20 protein-coding genes are annotated in these 14,515 nt (G+C 43.1%); 10 read left to right on the forward strand and 10 right to left on the reverse strand.

The window, feature by feature from the left end; genetic code table 11:
- Positions 1-252: 252 nt before the first annotated feature.
- Both LOR49_RS04340 and LOR49_RS04345 read right to left on the reverse strand, forming a co-directional pair.
- The gene (locus LOR49_RS04340; protein ID WP_240374880.1) at positions 253-942 is read right to left on the reverse strand and encodes a lytic transglycosylase domain-containing protein; all 690 of its coding nucleotides are present in this window, start codon (positions 940-942) and stop codon (positions 253-255) included.
- Positions 943-1,028: 86 nt separating this feature from the next.
- Entirely contained in the window at positions 1,029-1,616 is a 588-nt protein-coding gene (locus LOR49_RS04345; protein WP_240374881.1) for a CYTH domain-containing protein, read from the reverse strand.
- Positions 1,617-1,786: 170 nt separating this feature from the next.
- Here LOR49_RS04345 and LOR49_RS04350 point away from each other — a divergent pair, with 170 nt between their 5' ends.
- Genes LOR49_RS04350 through LOR49_RS04365 form a run of 4 tightly spaced genes read left to right on the forward strand, consistent with a single transcriptional unit; the run spans position 1,787 to position 4,553 of the window.
- On the forward strand, positions 1,787-2,164 hold the full coding sequence (locus tag LOR49_RS04350; RefSeq protein WP_240374882.1) for a UPF0738 family protein: 378 nt from the start codon (positions 1,787-1,789) through the stop codon (positions 2,162-2,164).
- Between the two features lie 49 nt (positions 2,165-2,213).
- Positions 2,214-2,843: a GTP diphosphokinase gene (gene yjbM / locus LOR49_RS04355; RefSeq protein WP_240374883.1), complete on the forward strand. Its 630-nt coding sequence runs from the start codon at positions 2,214-2,216 to the stop codon at positions 2,841-2,843.
- Between the two features lie 26 nt (positions 2,844-2,869).
- Entirely contained in the window at positions 2,870-3,664 is a 795-nt protein-coding gene (locus LOR49_RS04360) for an NAD kinase (protein WP_240374884.1), read from the forward strand.
- A gap of 1 nt (position 3,665) precedes the next feature.
- Entirely contained in the window at positions 3,666-4,553 is an 888-nt protein-coding gene (locus LOR49_RS04365; RefSeq protein ID WP_240374885.1) for an RluA family pseudouridine synthase, read from the forward strand.
- 10 nt (positions 4,554-4,563) lie between these two features.
- Here the strand turns inward: LOR49_RS04365 and LOR49_RS04370 are convergent, their stop codons facing one another.
- Entirely contained in the window at positions 4,564-4,998 is a 435-nt protein-coding gene (locus LOR49_RS04370; protein ID WP_240374886.1) for a hypothetical protein, read from the reverse strand.
- A gap of 1 nt (position 4,999) precedes the next feature.
- Complete coding sequence (gene prpE / locus LOR49_RS04375; protein ID WP_240374887.1) at positions 5,000-5,767, reverse strand: bis(5'-nucleosyl)-tetraphosphatase PrpE; 768 nt, start codon at positions 5,765-5,767, stop codon at positions 5,000-5,002.
- 156 nt (positions 5,768-5,923) lie between these two features.
- On the opposite strand from prpE, the gene fabI reads away from it, so the two are divergent.
- Positions 5,924-6,706: an enoyl-ACP reductase FabI gene (gene fabI, locus LOR49_RS04380; RefSeq protein ID WP_240374888.1), complete on the forward strand. Its 783-nt coding sequence runs from the start codon at positions 5,924-5,926 to the stop codon at positions 6,704-6,706.
- A gap of 94 nt (positions 6,707-6,800) precedes the next feature.
- Here the strand turns inward: fabI and LOR49_RS04385 are convergent, their stop codons facing one another.
- Both LOR49_RS04385 and LOR49_RS04390 read right to left on the reverse strand, forming a co-directional pair.
- On the reverse strand, positions 6,801-7,244 hold the full coding sequence (locus LOR49_RS04385; protein ID WP_240374994.1) for a small multi-drug export protein: 444 nt from the start codon (positions 7,242-7,244) through the stop codon (positions 6,801-6,803).
- 622 nt (positions 7,245-7,866) lie between these two features.
- Complete coding sequence (locus LOR49_RS04390) at positions 7,867-8,271, reverse strand: hypothetical protein (RefSeq protein ID WP_240374889.1); 405 nt, start codon at positions 8,269-8,271, stop codon at positions 7,867-7,869.
- Positions 8,272-8,460: 189 nt separating this feature from the next.
- On the opposite strand from LOR49_RS04390, the gene LOR49_RS04395 reads away from it, so the two are divergent.
- Positions 8,461-9,261 (forward strand): DUF2935 domain-containing protein, encoded by an 801-nt coding sequence (locus LOR49_RS04395; protein WP_240374890.1) that lies wholly within the window; start codon positions 8,461-8,463, stop codon positions 9,259-9,261.
- A 114-nt stretch (positions 9,262-9,375) separates the two neighbouring features.
- Here the strand turns inward: LOR49_RS04395 and LOR49_RS04400 are convergent, their stop codons facing one another.
- The gene (locus LOR49_RS04400; protein WP_240374891.1) at positions 9,376-9,795 is read right to left on the reverse strand and encodes a hypothetical protein; all 420 of its coding nucleotides are present in this window, start codon (positions 9,793-9,795) and stop codon (positions 9,376-9,378) included.
- A 160-nt stretch (positions 9,796-9,955) separates the two neighbouring features.
- On the opposite strand from LOR49_RS04400, the gene LOR49_RS04405 reads away from it, so the two are divergent.
- Complete coding sequence (locus LOR49_RS04405) at positions 9,956-10,459, forward strand: spore coat CotO family protein (protein ID WP_240374892.1); 504 nt, start codon at positions 9,956-9,958, stop codon at positions 10,457-10,459.
- 53 nt (positions 10,460-10,512) lie between these two features.
- Here LOR49_RS04405 and LOR49_RS04410 read toward each other — a convergent pair whose 3' ends face one another.
- A complete protein-coding gene (locus LOR49_RS04410) occupies positions 10,513-11,019 on the reverse strand; it encodes a CotY/CotZ family spore coat protein (protein WP_240374893.1) in 507 nt (168 codons plus the stop codon).
- Positions 11,020-11,212: 193 nt separating this feature from the next.
- Between LOR49_RS04410 and LOR49_RS04415 the strand changes: the two genes are divergently transcribed.
- On the forward strand, positions 11,213-11,449 hold the full coding sequence (locus tag LOR49_RS04415; RefSeq protein ID WP_240374894.1) for a hypothetical protein: 237 nt from the start codon (positions 11,213-11,215) through the stop codon (positions 11,447-11,449).
- Positions 11,450-11,494: 45 nt separating this feature from the next.
- On the opposite strand, the gene LOR49_RS04420 is transcribed toward LOR49_RS04415, so the two are convergent.
- Positions 11,495-11,938 (reverse strand): GNAT family N-acetyltransferase, encoded by a 444-nt coding sequence (locus LOR49_RS04420; protein WP_240374895.1) that lies wholly within the window; start codon positions 11,936-11,938, stop codon positions 11,495-11,497.
- A gap of 143 nt (positions 11,939-12,081) precedes the next feature.
- Between LOR49_RS04420 and LOR49_RS04425 the strand changes: the two genes are divergently transcribed.
- Positions 12,082-12,633: a phosphatidylglycerophosphatase A family protein gene (locus tag LOR49_RS04425; protein WP_240374896.1), complete on the forward strand. Its 552-nt coding sequence runs from the start codon at positions 12,082-12,084 to the stop codon at positions 12,631-12,633.
- A 138-nt stretch (positions 12,634-12,771) separates the two neighbouring features.
- Positions 12,772-12,954 (forward strand): hypothetical protein, encoded by a 183-nt coding sequence (locus tag LOR49_RS04430; protein WP_240374897.1) that lies wholly within the window; start codon positions 12,772-12,774, stop codon positions 12,952-12,954.
- 80 nt (positions 12,955-13,034) lie between these two features.
- Here the strand turns inward: LOR49_RS04430 and fumC are convergent, their stop codons facing one another.
- Positions 13,035-14,423: a class II fumarate hydratase gene (fumC, locus tag LOR49_RS04435; protein WP_240374898.1), complete on the reverse strand. Its 1,389-nt coding sequence runs from the start codon at positions 14,421-14,423 to the stop codon at positions 13,035-13,037.
- Between the last annotated feature and the right edge of the window lie 92 nt (positions 14,424-14,515).

Below are 14,515 nucleotides of genomic sequence, written 5' to 3' on the forward strand. Positions count from 1 at the left end.
TTCTGCTAAAAAGCAGAGATTAATGATGAGGTGATCAAGATAACGCATTGCCATAGAACGTTCGTTATCTCATTGGTTTGAGAAGGAGCTTCTCTATTTTCTTATAGTTATTGTAGCAATGGTGTTTTAGGACAGCAAATAATATGTACTTCCATTTATCTCCATGGGAGACTATTTTCTAAACATTTCGTGACAAAAGTCTTCTATTTAATAGAAAAAACTGATCTCCATGGAAGATCAGTTTCGGAAGTTTTATGCGAATGACTGGTAGGCCGCGAGAACTTTTGGCACGTAAGCCTGCGTTTCTTTAAAAGGAGGGATACCGTTGTAACGATCAACATTCCCAGGACCTGCATTGTAAGCAGCCAGAGCAAGTTTGACGTCTCCGTTATAGCGGTCCAGCATATCGCGTATATAACGGGTGCCTCCATCGATATTCTGGGCAGGGTCGTAAGGATCTGTCACGTTTAAATGCCGCGCGGTACCGGGCATTAACTGCATCAACCCAATGGCGCCGGCATGGCTTTTGGCGTTTGGATTAAAATCGGACTCCTGTTTAATTACAGCGGAGATAAGGTTGGGGTCTACTCCGTAACGCTCCGCTGTTTTTTCAATAATAGCTGAGTAGTCACCGGATTTACCTGCCAATTTTGCAGAAGGGTTGCTGACCCGATAAGTATCAACCGCGGCTCCTGCTGAATGGGCCAGAGTGTTGTTTTGATAATAGCGGGCTGCCACACCCGGAGATAAAAACAGAGAATCATTCGTAAGCATACTCGATCTTGAAGTCGGTGTCGAAGAATTGCTCATGCCAGCCGTCACTTCTTCATCAAGAAAACGTTGGAATGAGTGTAGAAAAGTTGAAACTTGATTGCTCTTGAATCTCGTGTTTGTTCCTTGAGTTAATGGAGAAAGCAATTGTAACAAAGGTGGTATAGTCAAACTGTCCACACCTCTCATTCGTTCATTATGTATGAGAAAAATATACCAGAAATAGCCACCTTCGACAATATGGTTTTAATCTGTGATCAGTCGCTGGCTAGTTTTCTATGGAAGAAACGCTCCATTTTGTTCGGAGTAGGACGGCTCTCTATTCTGTATTTTTTCAAAAGTTGACTTAGCCCGGCTGCTGCTGATTCGATAGAAGAGGCTTCAAACTCGACTTCATAATCTTCGGTGTCTAAATAGATGCTGTGGTCCAAGAATAAAGTACCGTTGCGGAATGGTACTTGAGCGCGTTTTGTTTGCAGAGAGCCGAGTTTTTTTAAGTCTTCCATGTTTATTTTAGACATAGACTGGATCTGTGATACCGTTTCCCCTGCTGGCAGGCGGCCGGTCTCAAATGCATATTTTGCTTCGGCAGAGGTTAACGTTTGGTGCGTCTCTAATAAACCGGAAGCAGCCGGCTGTTTCAAGGTAAGCGTAAAGTGGCCGTTTTTCTCACGGATGCGCAAGGCGGCCCGCTGTTCTTTCAATAGAAAATCAGCTGTGTCAAAATACGTATTCACTTGCAAGGTGAAATCCTCATCTTGGAATTGAAAAGCCTGGGTTAGTCTGTTGAATTCTATAGATGTTAGTAAGTTTTTTTTCTCGAATTCTTTCTCTTGGGCCATCATGATTCTTCCTTTCTTCCTGTATTATTTCCCTAATTACATAGAATGGTCCTTATATCGTACCATAATGATAAATCAGAACACTTTAAAAAAGATAGACGCGACAAGTTGTGATAGAATAAAATCGGTGAATAATAGGAGAATGCTGTAAGCAAAATGAGGTGAAAACAAACATGGAACATATTTTAACAATCTTTAATGCAGAACGGGAGAATGAACAATTGTTACTGTACCCGATCGAGGAATGGCCGGATACGGAGTGGCATAAATTGAAAGACGGGATGCGGATGCTTGCTGATTCTGATGCACTGACATTTGTTTATGTTCTCGATCTTGACGGAGAGTTTATACAGTTACGGCTTCCAAGCCAAATTTGGCCACAGCTTGCGGAAGCATATACACACGAGTGGAGTGTGTCTGTGAGTGGTCCTAAGCGTGTCCCGCTTACCCATTTTCATGAGGAGATGAATTATTTATTAAGTAATATTGCAGGGAACGGAAATTATGGCACCGAAATGGTGGATAAGGTAGAAAAAACATTTCAATTGTGATTCCTCGTCAATCAGAGAGGACGAGGGATAATGATAGGTGGTGGCGTTCATGGGTAACTGGTATGCATTTTTGTCACCCTACAAACAAGCAGTGGAAGAGTTGAAAGTAAAGTTAAGAAGCCTGCGCGAACAATATCAGCAATCTTCGCAGCATACCCCAATTGAATTCGTGACAGGCCGTGTCAAACCGGTAACAAGCATTCTAGAAAAAGCCCAGAGGAAAAACATTTCATTGGATGATTTGGCGACAGAAATGCAGGACATTGCCGGTGTTCGTATCGTTTGCCAGTTTGTGAATGATATTGACACGATTGTGGAGTTGGTCCGTTCTCGTATTGATTTTGAGGTCAAAGAAGAACGGGACTACATTAAGGAGAAGAAAGAAAGCGGGTACCGTTCGTATCATATGGTCGTGAACTATCCTGTACATACCATTGACGGCAAGAAAGATCTGCTTGTTGAGATACAAGTCAGAACGATGGCCATGAATTTTTGGGCGACGATAGAACATTCCTTAAATTATAAGTATAGCGGTGAAATTCCTGCTGACATTAAAGCACGATTGCAGCGCGCCGCTGAAGCTGCGTTCCAGCTCGATGAAGAAATGTCAAAAATTAAAGGCGAAGTTCGAGAAGCACAGCGTATCTTAATTCGCAATCGTGAAACGTCCCGTAATTAATGGAGTTATGAAAGGAGGCCGTTTTCATGCAATTCTTCGTTACGTCCCGAGGAGATGAAACGTCCAACGCGCTTCAAAAAAAGATCACCACATATTTACAAGAATTTGGCTTAGAATTGAACGAGGAAGAACCAGACGTTGTCATAACAGTAGGCGGGGACGGCACCCTTCTGCATGCTTTTCATCATTTTCATGAAAGACTGGATGAAACGGCATTCGTCGGCATTCATACGGGTCACTTAGGATTTTACGCGGATTGGAAGCCGGAAGAAGTGGAAAAGTTAGTCATTCATATCGCGAAGACACCTTTTCAAATTGTTGAGTACCCGCTACTCGAAGTGGTCGTCCGCCATTTAGACCGTCCTAATCCAGAGCGGTATCTCGCTCTGAACGAATGCACAGTCAAAACACTTGAAGGTTCCCTCGTCTGCAAAATGGATATAAAGGGAGATTTGTTTGAAACGTTCCGTGGTGATGGCCTGTGTATCTCCACTCCATCTGGAAGCACGGCTTACAACAAGTCACTAGGCGGAGCTATCTTGCATCCGTCGCTTGCGTCTTTACAAATATCGGAAATGGCATCCATTAATAACCGGGTGTACCGGACGATCGGTTCACCGCTCGTTTTACCGCAGCATCACACGTGTCTCTTAACACCGCTTAATGATGTAGCGATACAAATTACAATTGATCACGTATCTGAAGTGAACAGGCGTGTGAAATCGATTCAGTGCCGGGTAGCGGAAGAAAAAATCCGTTTTGCCCGCTTCCGACCGTTTCCCTTCTGGAAAAGAGTAAAAGAATCGTTTATCGGAGAATAGAATGGAGAAAAGTCATACAATGGAGTGGTTCGTTCCTTGCATGAACAAGCCGCTGACAGTACGAAATTTTTTGCGAATAGAAAAGGGAATGTCTTCCAGGCTGCTAAAGAAAATCAATAAAGATGGGAAGCTCTTGATAAACAGCAAAGAGGCAACATTAACAGACAAGCTTTACGGTGGGGATGCGCTGATGGTACGACTTCCGCCGACGACCTTTCCAGAAAACATTCCAACGTACAAAAGGAAACTCTCCGTTATGTGGGAGGATGCCCATTTGCTCGTAATTGATAAACCCGCCGGCCTTCCGATGACACCAGGACGCGGACTGGAAGAAAAAACGCTTGCCGGGGCTATTCGTCATTATTATGAGGAGACGGGAGTAGCGGCTTCCTTTCACGCTGTCTCAAGACTTGACAGACAAACGAGCGGGCTTGTGACGATCGCGAAGCACGCATTCGCTCATCAGCGGCTTGCTGATTTTTTCCAAAAAGGAATCGGAAGTAAGGAATACATAGGGATAACAAGGGGGATTTGGTCGCCGAAACAAGGAGTCATAGATGTTCCGATCGGAAGAAAACCCAACAGTCTGATTGAACATGAAGTAACACGAGACGGGAAATACGCCCGGACTCTTTATAAAGTGTTGAGAGAAAAAGATCATCATTCGCTTGTGAGATTTCAACTAAAAACGGGGCGCACTCATCAAATACGTGTGCACGCTTCCTTTCAAGGACACCCTTTGTTAGGCGATGATTTATACGGCGGATGTGCAAAGGAGATCAGCCGTCAAGCTTTGCACGCCGCCAAAATCGAATTTTGTCATCCCGTTTTTGAAACGTGGCATACGGTTAGAGCTCAACTACCGGTAGATATAAGGAGTTTGATATAAGAACGAATGTTTAATTTCTGATAATGTTATTCAGCGGGGATTCGAGCACTTTTTCATCCCTTTGGTATACGTTAATGAAAACAGCGTTCTCCAAACTCCCGAGTCTTTCATAGTTTTTAAGAGGAAAGCTTTCACTAATGAAAAAACCACTTTTTGCTTTAACTGCAAAACGGCTGGGGACCCCGCGGCGGTTTTGATCAAATAAGACTTGTTCGAATCCAAGCTGATCAGCCAGCTGTTTATGACGGATGGAAAAGTCGACATAAAGATTATGAATAGGTTGGCTGTCTTCATTGCGAACCATTGCATAAATCGTTAAAAATTCGTGTTTTTTATCAATGAGTACATAGCTGTCCTTTTCATCGAGGGCGATCGCAGCTTCCTTGCTGCATCCTGACAGCAAAAACGTCATCACGGCGAGTACGGCCATGTATTTAGGGCTCATGTTATTCCTCCTCAGTGCGAGCAGGTGTATCGGGGAAAGTACGAAATTTTTCAGGTACTACTGGTAAGGAAGAAGGAACGAAGCTAAACGTTTTCTCGGGATAATGAAACGCCGTTAGTTTTCCTCCGAATACACATCCGGTATCAATATTAACCGTGTTCCCAATCATCCGTGGTTGGGTGACAGGGGTATGGCCGTATACGACAAGGCTTTCCCCTTGATACTGAAGGGCCCAATCCCTTCTAAGGGGAGTGCCGTCTGGGTTCGTCGCTCCGGTAATATCGCCGTAGAGCACAAAGGTTTTCACTTTATTCCCGGTGCGGCCAATGAGGTCTTCACGAATTCCTGCATGAGCGGCAACGACACGTTGATCATCAAGTAACAAGTAAAGTGGAGAGCTCTCATACAAATTGACAAATGCTTTGCGGATTAGCTTATAGTCCCGTGTTGACAGTTCCTTAAGCTCCGCAACGGTTGTTTCGAGTCCGTGGGTGATTTGGACGTTTCTTCCAAGAAAGTAACGATATAGTTTGTTGCAGTGATTGCCGGGAACATACAAGGCAACCTGCTTTTCCACCATTTTTGCTACGATCTGAATGACTGCTGTAGAATTTGGTCCCCGATCGGTGAGATCCCCGATAAATACAGGGATCCGTCCGTCCGGATGAACAAATATATCGCTTGCGTATCGGTAATTCATACGCTGAAAGAGTTCGGTCAGCTCTTTCATGCAGCCGTGAATATCGCCAATAAAGTCATATGCAGGCATGCCTGATTTCTCCTTTTCACATGTCTTTTTATATACTTTCTCTCATTAGAGTAATTTTAAACCTCAAGTGGGGCTGGCGATCAATTAATGCTATAATGAAAACTGCAAGTACCTGGTAATGGTAATAAATTATGATAAAAAGGGAGTGCTGATAAAATGAACCTTTCATTAGAAGGGCGTACATATGTAGTAATGGGTGTTGCGAATAAGCGTAGTATCGCGTGGGGTATTGCGCAAAGTTTGTCAAAAGCAGGAGCACGGCTTGTGTTCACATATGCAGGAGAGCGATTGGAAAAAAACGTTAAGCAGCTTGCTGATACGCTTGATAGGGACGACTCCCTCATTTTGCCATGTGACATAACAGATGATGAGGCGATTGCAACAGCTTTCCGAACGATTAAAGAGGAAGTCGGCATGATTCACGGTTTAGCTCACTGCATTGCCTTTGCGAACAAAGAAGAATTGGACGGAGAATATTTAAACACGACCCGCGACGGCTTTTTGCTTGCTCATAACATTAGCTCCTATTCCTTAACAGCTGTCGCGAAAGAAGTTCGTGAAACGGGGCTCATGCAAGAAGGTGGATCGATTATAACGATGACCTATCTCGGAGGCGAAAGAGTCGTGAAAAATTATAACGTCATGGGTGTTGCGAAAGCGTCACTTGATGCAAGTGTACGCTATTTAGCAAACGATCTTGGAAAAGATAATATTCGTGTTAATGCTATTTCGGCCGGCCCAATCCGTACGCTTTCCGCAAAGGGAATTGGGGGATTTAACGAAGTGCTGCGCGAAATTGAAGAAAAAGCACCACTGCGCCGCTTAACGAACCAAGAGGAAGTCGGGGATGCGGCTTTATTTCTTCTGAGTGATTTAGCCCGCGGAATTACCGGAGAAATGATTCACGTTGACGGCGGTTTCAACATTACTGGGATTTAATATGATACCTAAGTTCCTTTGTTTGGAGCTTAGGTATTTTTTGCTAAAAGCTCGAATGATCGCAAGTTGCAGAAAAACCTGTGTCGTCTTTTTGTTAACGATTAACAAACCAGTCAAAACCGAGGGCGGTGGCCATACCAAAGATCAGCGTCCATAATGCTAGGCTGACGGACATCCAGATCGTCGTCCATTTCTTGGAAGCACCGAAGGCCATGCCGATAAAAGCAGCGATATGGATACCAAGTAAAATTGGTCCGAGTAAAGCAAGCCCAGGAAGACCATACTTATTCCAAATTCGTTTAGCCCTCTCACTACGCTTCGATGGCTCTTTTCCTTTTTTGTCTTGGCGTCTTGCGTACCAATTTTTAAATCTGTCATAGCCGATAATGAGTAGGAGTACCGTAGATACATTGCCGGTGAAGGCAAGCAACATTACCCAAAATGGTGACAGTCCCCGGAGTATACCCAGTGGAATGACAAGCGCGATTTCAAACCAGGGAATCGCAGCCCCGATAAATACGAGTGCATATTCAACCATCATGCGGTCTCCTCCTCCACATACTTTCGAATTGCGTACCCATTTTTGTGATATAGGTCACTCTTCGTCTTTCTTCTAAATACTCGAGCTGTCAAGCTGGCCAAATCGATAGTTTTTCGCTAGGATACCGCTTATTATACCCGCTTATTTTAACAAAAAAGCAGTGAGATACAAGACAAACAGGATCGAGATGATAAAAAACACTGACGGTTTTCATATGTATGGTTCTGTCAAATCGATGGCGCGTGCAGAAAACAGGCTCTAGGTGTATCCGTACAAGACGATTTTCGACATGGTTTTTGGAAATTAAATCGGAAAAATCCATAGGAAGATACAGTTGGTTCATGGTATACTTTTGGAAAGTGACCGTTAAGTTACTTATGAAAAATCGCCTTCTTTCGTTAATGGGTTGTGGTGACTTCATTATACCGAAAGTGGCGATTTTTTTGTGTGATTGGTATAAAGATGTTGGATTGTTTTTTCGCTTGAACCTGAAGAGCCATTTATACGAAAGAGTATAAGTTAATCTTAACAACAAATTTTATAGAATTGAAAAAAGGCTGTCAAAAGGTCATGTGAATGACCTTTTGACAGCCCCGGCAATTTGAAAGAGATACTGATTTTAATAAAACAGCTTAAAAAACCAAGGGAAAAACCCTCCCCCTCCTGTTCCAGGTGGTCCATGTCCTGGACCGTGTCCGCCGCCATGTGGCGGGCGCGGCGGCCGTCCGCCTGGACGCGGTGGAACATCACCCAAGTACGGCTGTATCCCAACGAGATCACTATGATGCACTTGTATATATTGCTGTTGGTAATACGGAGGTGCATACATGAACAGTGAAACCATCCCGGTACGTGCGTTGTAATCGAGTACGTAGGCAATAACTCGGCCGTAGCCTTGGATAGAAGTTTCGATCCATTGATTCAAATAACGTTCGATAACAACAGGAGGGATATATTGAACAGAGGGCTGCTGTCGTCTATTTGTATAGTTATGGTTGTCATAATAATGCAAACTAATCACCATCCGTTTTCTTTTTAATCAACCTGTGCGAGAAAATCGTCATATCCTGCGTATCCACCAGGCAAATGCCTTTTTACAGTATATGGAGTGGCAGTATAACTGTGAACAGAAAAAAATAAAAATGTCATACAGACAGCCCTCCCCCTCATATCTATACTTAAGTTACACCTATTGAAGGGGGAGGGGAGTTTTTTGGTTCATCCAATTGTTGCTAGATCATTAGAGGAGATTTCATTCTGGGCAAGGATAATGAAGGAGCATGCACTATTCTTAAGTTTAGGGTTTACGTATGAGCAAGAAAAGCTCATTAAAGAAGCACGGCAGTTTATTACCACGTTTGAGAAGGTAGAAGAAAAGTTAAGCAGGTTTAGCCTGCAGTCTGATGTAGAACAAGTGAAAGCTTTTAACAATGAAGTGTATCAACATGCTGTAGCTATATGGAATTTTAAACGACACATTTTAGGACTCACATTACGATGTGAAATTGTTTCCAACAACTACCCATTATTAGTTGATCATATCAGCAGAGAGGCAGCATACTTTGCAAATCGTCTGGAAGAATTAAATAAAGGAAACATAGTACCCAAACCCGAAGCCATTATAGAGGAGAATGTATTTTTTTTGCGTATCATGGCTGATCACTCAAAATTTATCAGTCATCTCCTCGATCCATCTGACAGAAAACTAGTAGACCAGGCTAGAGAGTTCAGCCACGACTTTGATCAATTAGTGTTCCAGGCTGTTGATCTCCATTCTATGGCCCCCGAATCAGAGACGAAGCCAGTACTAAGTCGATTTCTAGACCAAAATAGAGTCTCTGTTTCTGCGTTAAGGGATTTTAAGAAAGCAGGAGGTGAATTGATCGAAGCATGTCGATTAAAAAGCAATATCCACCCGTTACTCGCCGATCATACTTTTAGAGAGGCTGAAAGATTTCTTGAGATTATTGATTTATTTGAAGAAAGCCTTCGGGAAAATAAAGATAATGAATAATAGGCGAAAAACCCTCCAAGCTCTAAAAGTGGAGGGTTTTTACGTTTACCTGGGAGAAAAGTTGCGCTAAGGGGATAGTAAATGAGCAGCGATGTTGTCCTACTTAAACAAATATCAAACAAACTTAAATGAGCGAACATTATAACGAAGGAAAAAAAGCCAAATGAAAAATACAAGCTGTGCAAAAACAAGAAATAACGGTGATCGTCCGGCTAATTCTCCAAGCATGGGGGCGAGCATGCCAGCCGTCAATGCGCTAGATGCTCCAGCCATTGCTGCATGAATACCGAAAAGGCTTCCAAAAAGCAGGCCGCACCCCATTCCTAACGTACCGGCTGCAATGCTTGTCTCAATGAAAAAGCCGGGATGCATATAGGTGAAAATAAAGCCGCTGCACAAGGCGAACAATATTGGCGGGGTTACCATCACATTCATTTGCATCGAAACCGAATGGCTATTTGCTTTTTTCTCAGCTAAACCGCTGTATAGTAACGATATAATCCATATATTCCCTGCAAATAAAAACCAAAGCACGTAAAACTCTCCCTCCAACATGGAATTCTTGTCCAACTTATTTTTAGAAATATATGCTTGCACAAAGGAAAAGTTGCCAGCAAAATGCAGATGAATGAACCACTAATTCGTGCATACAATGAAAGAGGACTTGAAACGATGATACGGGAGGGATGCCCCTATGGAAAAAGATAATGCAGAAGGACAGCCATTGTATTATATTGACCAGCCCGTTTTTAACCGTACGTACAAAACAGGGCAGACGGTAGCAGTACGTAAACACACGAAAGGACGCCCTAAATTAAATAAGAAAAAGGAAAAAGAAAAGAAAAAACCGAAGATGAAAGATAAAATGCCTCCTTTAAATGAAACGAGAGATGACTACTTGGATCAAACACAGAAGAAATCGCCAAAAGTTGACGAACAAGAAAAGGAGACTACTGAAAAACTGCAACCAAGAGATGATAATCGTCCATTACCTAAAGTAAAGGAAACGTTCGACTACCTGCAAACCATACCTCACTATATCCAGCCGGTCGTCGTATGTGAAACGGAAGAGGGACAGTTTCGTGGTGTTGTTCTACGTGTTACGGGAGAGGAGATGGAAATAGAAGAAGAAGATCAGTTGACTCCTAGTATGATTCATATAAATGAGATGATCGATTTGTATATTGTCAGTCTCTAAAAAAAGACCGATGGAATCCAAGTATTCCATCGGTCCGTTCTCTCTCTTGTGATTTACTTATGACGGTGGTGGCCATGGTGGTGATGGTGTCCAACTTCTCCGACGATTTCAGGCTCAAGGCACTGCACAGCGCAGAAGCAGGTTAGGTCTACCTCGATGCAATAACGAGTCTTTTCTAGTTCATCAACGTCGCACAGGGAAGTAGGGTCCACACAGCAGTCGTCAAAATCGATATCAGAATCTGGACGCAACATAGACAGTGTGGCACAGCAATTATCTTCGTCAATACTTTCGACACGGAAGAAGACTGTTTGGAAGCAGTCATCTCTGCCGATTCCGCCTGTTGCGTAGAAGTATTTTCCATCTTTATTTTGCAGCATAAATGGTACGGTATCATGAGGATGGCGATGGTGTTTTCCTCTTGGATTTAACAGGTCTGTATAACAACTGTTTCGACAGTTATCTTCGTTTCTCTCTACTTTCTCCTGGGCTTTATGAATATTGACTAAAGCATCGCACACACAGCTGCTGAATTCGCTTCCGTGTTTTCTGCAACTCATGACATTCACTCCTTTATATATCGTTTCTGTATCATCATATAGAGAAAAACCCCAAAAGGTGTTAAGAATATCGGAAAAAAACATAAATGGGCGAAAGGCTAGCGGCTACAAACGTCCATAAAAAGAAGGTTAAAAAGAAAGGAACGGGGTATATATATAGTAATCAGAAAATACCGAAGATGAGGTGAAGAAGTTGGGATATGTACCGCCGATTAAAAATGAGACGGCCGTTAATTATGGAAGCCGGATGGTGGAACAGAGATCGTCTATTCATAAAGTACATCGTATAGAGCCTCCGGCTGCGAGTTACTTGAATAGAAGGGAACGCAAAGCCTATGGTGAGGAGGAGCGGCGTCTTCTACTGTCAAAACGGCGGAAAGTGGAACAACAATTATACGGCAAGGGTTTTCGATTTGATGTAGAAACGTAAAACATGTCAGGGTGAAAAGAAATAAACGCCCCGAGGACGGAAAAACTACGTTCTTCCGCCGTTTCTTGGGAGCGTTTTTTTCATTTCAACGTGAGGAATGCCGGCATCCATGAATTGATCTGAAGTAACAGAATAACGCAGTTTTTTATAAAACGGTACGGCAGTCAGCTGCGCGTGGAGCGTCATCGTATCAAAACCTAGGGCCGTAACTTTCTTTTCAAGTGCCTCCATCAATAGCCGGCCGGCTCCGTTTTTACGGCATGATGAGAGCACACATACCCGTTCTGCTTTTCCTGTTCCTTCCACAACCCGGAGGCGAGCTGCTCCCATCGGCTTATCCTTATCATAAAGTACAAAGTGATAGGCATCGCTCTCATGCTCATCGATTTCCAAGTGTTCGGGCACGTTTTGTTCATCAACAAATACTTTGTGACGGATTAAGTACGCTTCTTCTTGCTCTCTTTGATTGTCCGCTTCTATTACTATCACAAGCGATCATCATCCTTTCTAAAGTTAACATGTCAATCCTAACATTACATTACAAAAACGTTATACCTGCCATTTTATCATAAAGGGAAATGAAACAAGTCTTTCTTGCATATGTTAAAATGTAAGAAGAGGAGGAATTCGTCATGGAAAAACCCGTATCTAGTGATGTTGTTGAGGAAGCAGCTCGAAAAGCATTACAAGAACGAGGCGTAGAGCTTAAAGATATAGCCGCCATCGTTTATGACATGCAGGCAAAGTATGCCCCCCAATTAACCATGGAAGATTGTTATGATAGTGCCGACGCGGTCTTGGGGAAGCGTGAAATACAGCACGCGGTGCTCGTTGGGATCGAGTTAGATAAACTTGCTGAAGAAAAAAAGCTATCTGAGCCTTTGCAGTCACTCGTCGACAGCGATGAAGGACTTTTCGGTGTTGATGAGACGATCGCGATCGGCTCCGTGTTTGGCTTCGGAAGCATTGCCGTAACCACCTTTGGTTATTTAGACAAAGAAAAACACGGCATTATTAAAAAGCTTGATACATCGAAGGAAGAAGTGCATACCTTTCTCGATGACTTAGTAGCAAGTATTGCTTCCAGCGCATCAGCCAGACTCGCTCATCGTCTGCGTGACAAAGAGGAAAAGCGTGATAAAAAGAAAATGAAAGAACGGGAAGATGAAGAATTGATCGGTTAAAAACGGTGGAAAAGACTCCTAAGCATGGAGTCTTTTTTGGTCCTGACATATACGTTTAGAAGAGGGGACTTGCAGGCGGGTAAAAAAATAAGATAAGATAAGATGAAAGATAAGGATAAAAGGAGTCGAACAGAGGCAATGGCAGGAAAACCACACTGGATTTATTGGAAACAAACATTTCGCTCTAAGTTCCAGGCAGGCTGCTTGAAAGCAAAGTTAGAAGAAAACTGGCACAATGGTTATGAAATCGGCCCTTTTGTTGAAATACGAAAGTTGAAGACCAATAAATATGTCGTCCGCTATACATATGATGAGGCATAATGACGCTAAGAGCTACTGCAAACTAATGATAAAAAAGCTGACAAGGGTATAGGCCTGTCAGCTTTTGTATTTTTGTTGTTCTATTCTTTTGGTGTGACCATTTTAGACGGATCTACGACTTCATCAAATTGCTCTTCTGTTAACAAACCGCTCTCAAGTGCTGCTTCTTTAAGTGTCTGGCCTTTTTCATGCGCTGTTTTAGCAATCTTCGCCGCATTTTCATACCCGATATGCGGGTTAAGCGCTGTTACGAGCATGAGTGAATTGCGAAGATGTTCATCAATTTTTTCTTGGTTAGGCTCAATGCCAACTGCGCATTTGTCATTAAAGGAAATCATCGCATCAGCAAGCAAATAAGCAGACTGCAAGAAATTATAAATAATAACAGGCTTGAAGACGTTAAGTTCAAAATTACCTTGGCTCGCTGCAAAACCGATTGTCGCATCATTTCCCATTACCTGGGCGGCAACCATTGTCAATGCTTCTGATTGAGTAGGATTGACTTTTCCAGGCATAATGGAGCTTCCAGGTTCATTAGCCGGGATCTTAATCTCACTAAGACCGGAACGCGGGCCGCTTGAAAGCCAGCGCACGTCGTTTGCGATCTTCATCAAATCAGCAGCTAATCCTTTGAGAGCACCATGAGCATAAACAATTTCATCATAGCTCGTAAGCGAATGGAACTTATTTGGTGCAGAGCGGAACGATTTCTCCGTTATCGAGCTAATTTCTTCGGCAACATATTCTCCGAATTTAGGATGGGCATTAATGCCGGTCCCCACTGCTGTTCCTCCGATTGCTAAATCTTTTACATAATCAATACTTGCTTGAATCATCTCACCGCTTCGTTCTAGCATCCGGTGCCAGCCGCTGATTTCTTGGCCGAGTGTAAGCGGTGTGGCATCCTGGAGGTGTGTTCTGCCGATTTTGATCACATCAGCGAATGCCTGCTGTTTTTCTGCAAACGTCTTTTTAAGAATATCAATCGCCGGCAGAATATCATTTTCTACTTTTTCAACGGCAGCGACGTGAATAGCCGTCGGGAATGTGTCATTAGAGCTTTGTGAGCGGTTCACATCATCATTTGGATGTACGATAAGATCTGAGTTTTGTTCTTTTAGAAGCTCATTTGCACGGCGGGCGAGCACTTCATTCATATTCATATTAGACTGGGTACCGCTTCCAGTTTGCCAGACCGCAAGCGGAAAGTGGTCATCCAATTTTCCAGCGAGAACGTCATCGGCAGCAGCGGCAATAGCGTCTGCTTTTTCTGGTTCTATTTTTTCCAGACGTTTGTTAGCTAAAGCGGTTGATCTTTTCAGAATGGCAAAGGCATGAACGACTTCAAGTGGCATTTTTTCTTTGCCGATTTTAAAATTTTCCAAACTGCGCTGTGTTTGCGCGCCCCACAGTTTGTCTTTAGGTACCTTCATTTCTCCGAGTGTATCTTTTTCAATTCTGTAATCCATCCGTCATTCCTCCTGCTACATTTTTGCGTTGTTTCATAGAAAACGGCTGTGGAAAGTCGAGTCCCCTTTCTATTATAGCTTAATTAGCCTAT

This window comes from Bacillus piscicola, assembly GCF_022458745.1.
In the GTDB taxonomy this organism is placed as follows: domain Bacteria; phylum Bacillota; class Bacilli; order Bacillales; family Marinococcaceae; genus Alteribacillus_A; species Alteribacillus_A piscicola.

What these genes read in the sequence shown, in the direction of transcription:
- LOR49_RS04350 (WP_240374882.1), top strand. Translation starts at nt 1,787, where the DNA reads ATGGAACATATTTTAACAATCTTTAATGCAGAACGGGAGAATGAACAA.
- LOR49_RS04425 (WP_240374896.1), top strand. Translation starts at nt 12,082, where the DNA reads ATGGAAAAACCCGTATCTAGTGATGTTGTTGAGGAAGCAGCTCGAAAA.
- LOR49_RS04405 (WP_240374892.1), top strand. Translation starts at nt 9,956, where the DNA reads ATGGAAAAAGATAATGCAGAAGGACAGCCATTGTATTATATTGACCAG.
- LOR49_RS04360 (WP_240374884.1), top strand. Translation starts at nt 2,870, where the DNA reads ATGCAATTCTTCGTTACGTCCCGAGGAGATGAAACGTCCAACGCGCTT.
- prpE (WP_240374887.1), bottom strand. Translation starts at nt 5,767, where the DNA reads ATGCCTGCATATGACTTTATTGGCGATATTCACGGCTGCATGAAAGAG.
- LOR49_RS04385 (WP_240374994.1), bottom strand. Translation starts at nt 7,244, where the DNA reads ATGGTTGAATATGCACTCGTATTTATCGGGGCTGCGATTCCCTGGTTT.
- LOR49_RS04365 (WP_240374885.1), top strand. Translation starts at nt 3,666, where the DNA reads ATGGAGAAAAGTCATACAATGGAGTGGTTCGTTCCTTGCATGAACAAG.
- fumC (WP_240374898.1), bottom strand. Translation starts at nt 14,423, where the DNA reads ATGGATTACAGAATTGAAAAAGATACACTCGGAGAAATGAAGGTACCT.
- yjbM (WP_240374883.1), top strand. Translation starts at nt 2,214, where the DNA reads ATGGGTAACTGGTATGCATTTTTGTCACCCTACAAACAAGCAGTGGAA.
- LOR49_RS04410 (WP_240374893.1), bottom strand. Translation starts at nt 11,019, where the DNA reads ATGAGTTGCAGAAAACACGGAAGCGAATTCAGCAGCTGTGTGTGCGAT.
- fabI (WP_240374888.1), top strand. Translation starts at nt 5,924, where the DNA reads ATGAACCTTTCATTAGAAGGGCGTACATATGTAGTAATGGGTGTTGCG.
- LOR49_RS04390 (WP_240374889.1), bottom strand. Translation starts at nt 8,271, where the DNA reads ATGGTGATTAGTTTGCATTATTATGACAACCATAACTATACAAATAGA.
- LOR49_RS04430 (WP_240374897.1), top strand. Translation starts at nt 12,772, where the DNA reads ATGGCAGGAAAACCACACTGGATTTATTGGAAACAAACATTTCGCTCT.
- LOR49_RS04345 (WP_240374881.1), bottom strand. Translation starts at nt 1,616, where the DNA reads ATGATGGCCCAAGAGAAAGAATTCGAGAAAAAAAACTTACTAACATCT.
- LOR49_RS04370 (WP_240374886.1), bottom strand. Translation starts at nt 4,998, where the DNA reads ATGAGCCCTAAATACATGGCCGTACTCGCCGTGATGACGTTTTTGCTG.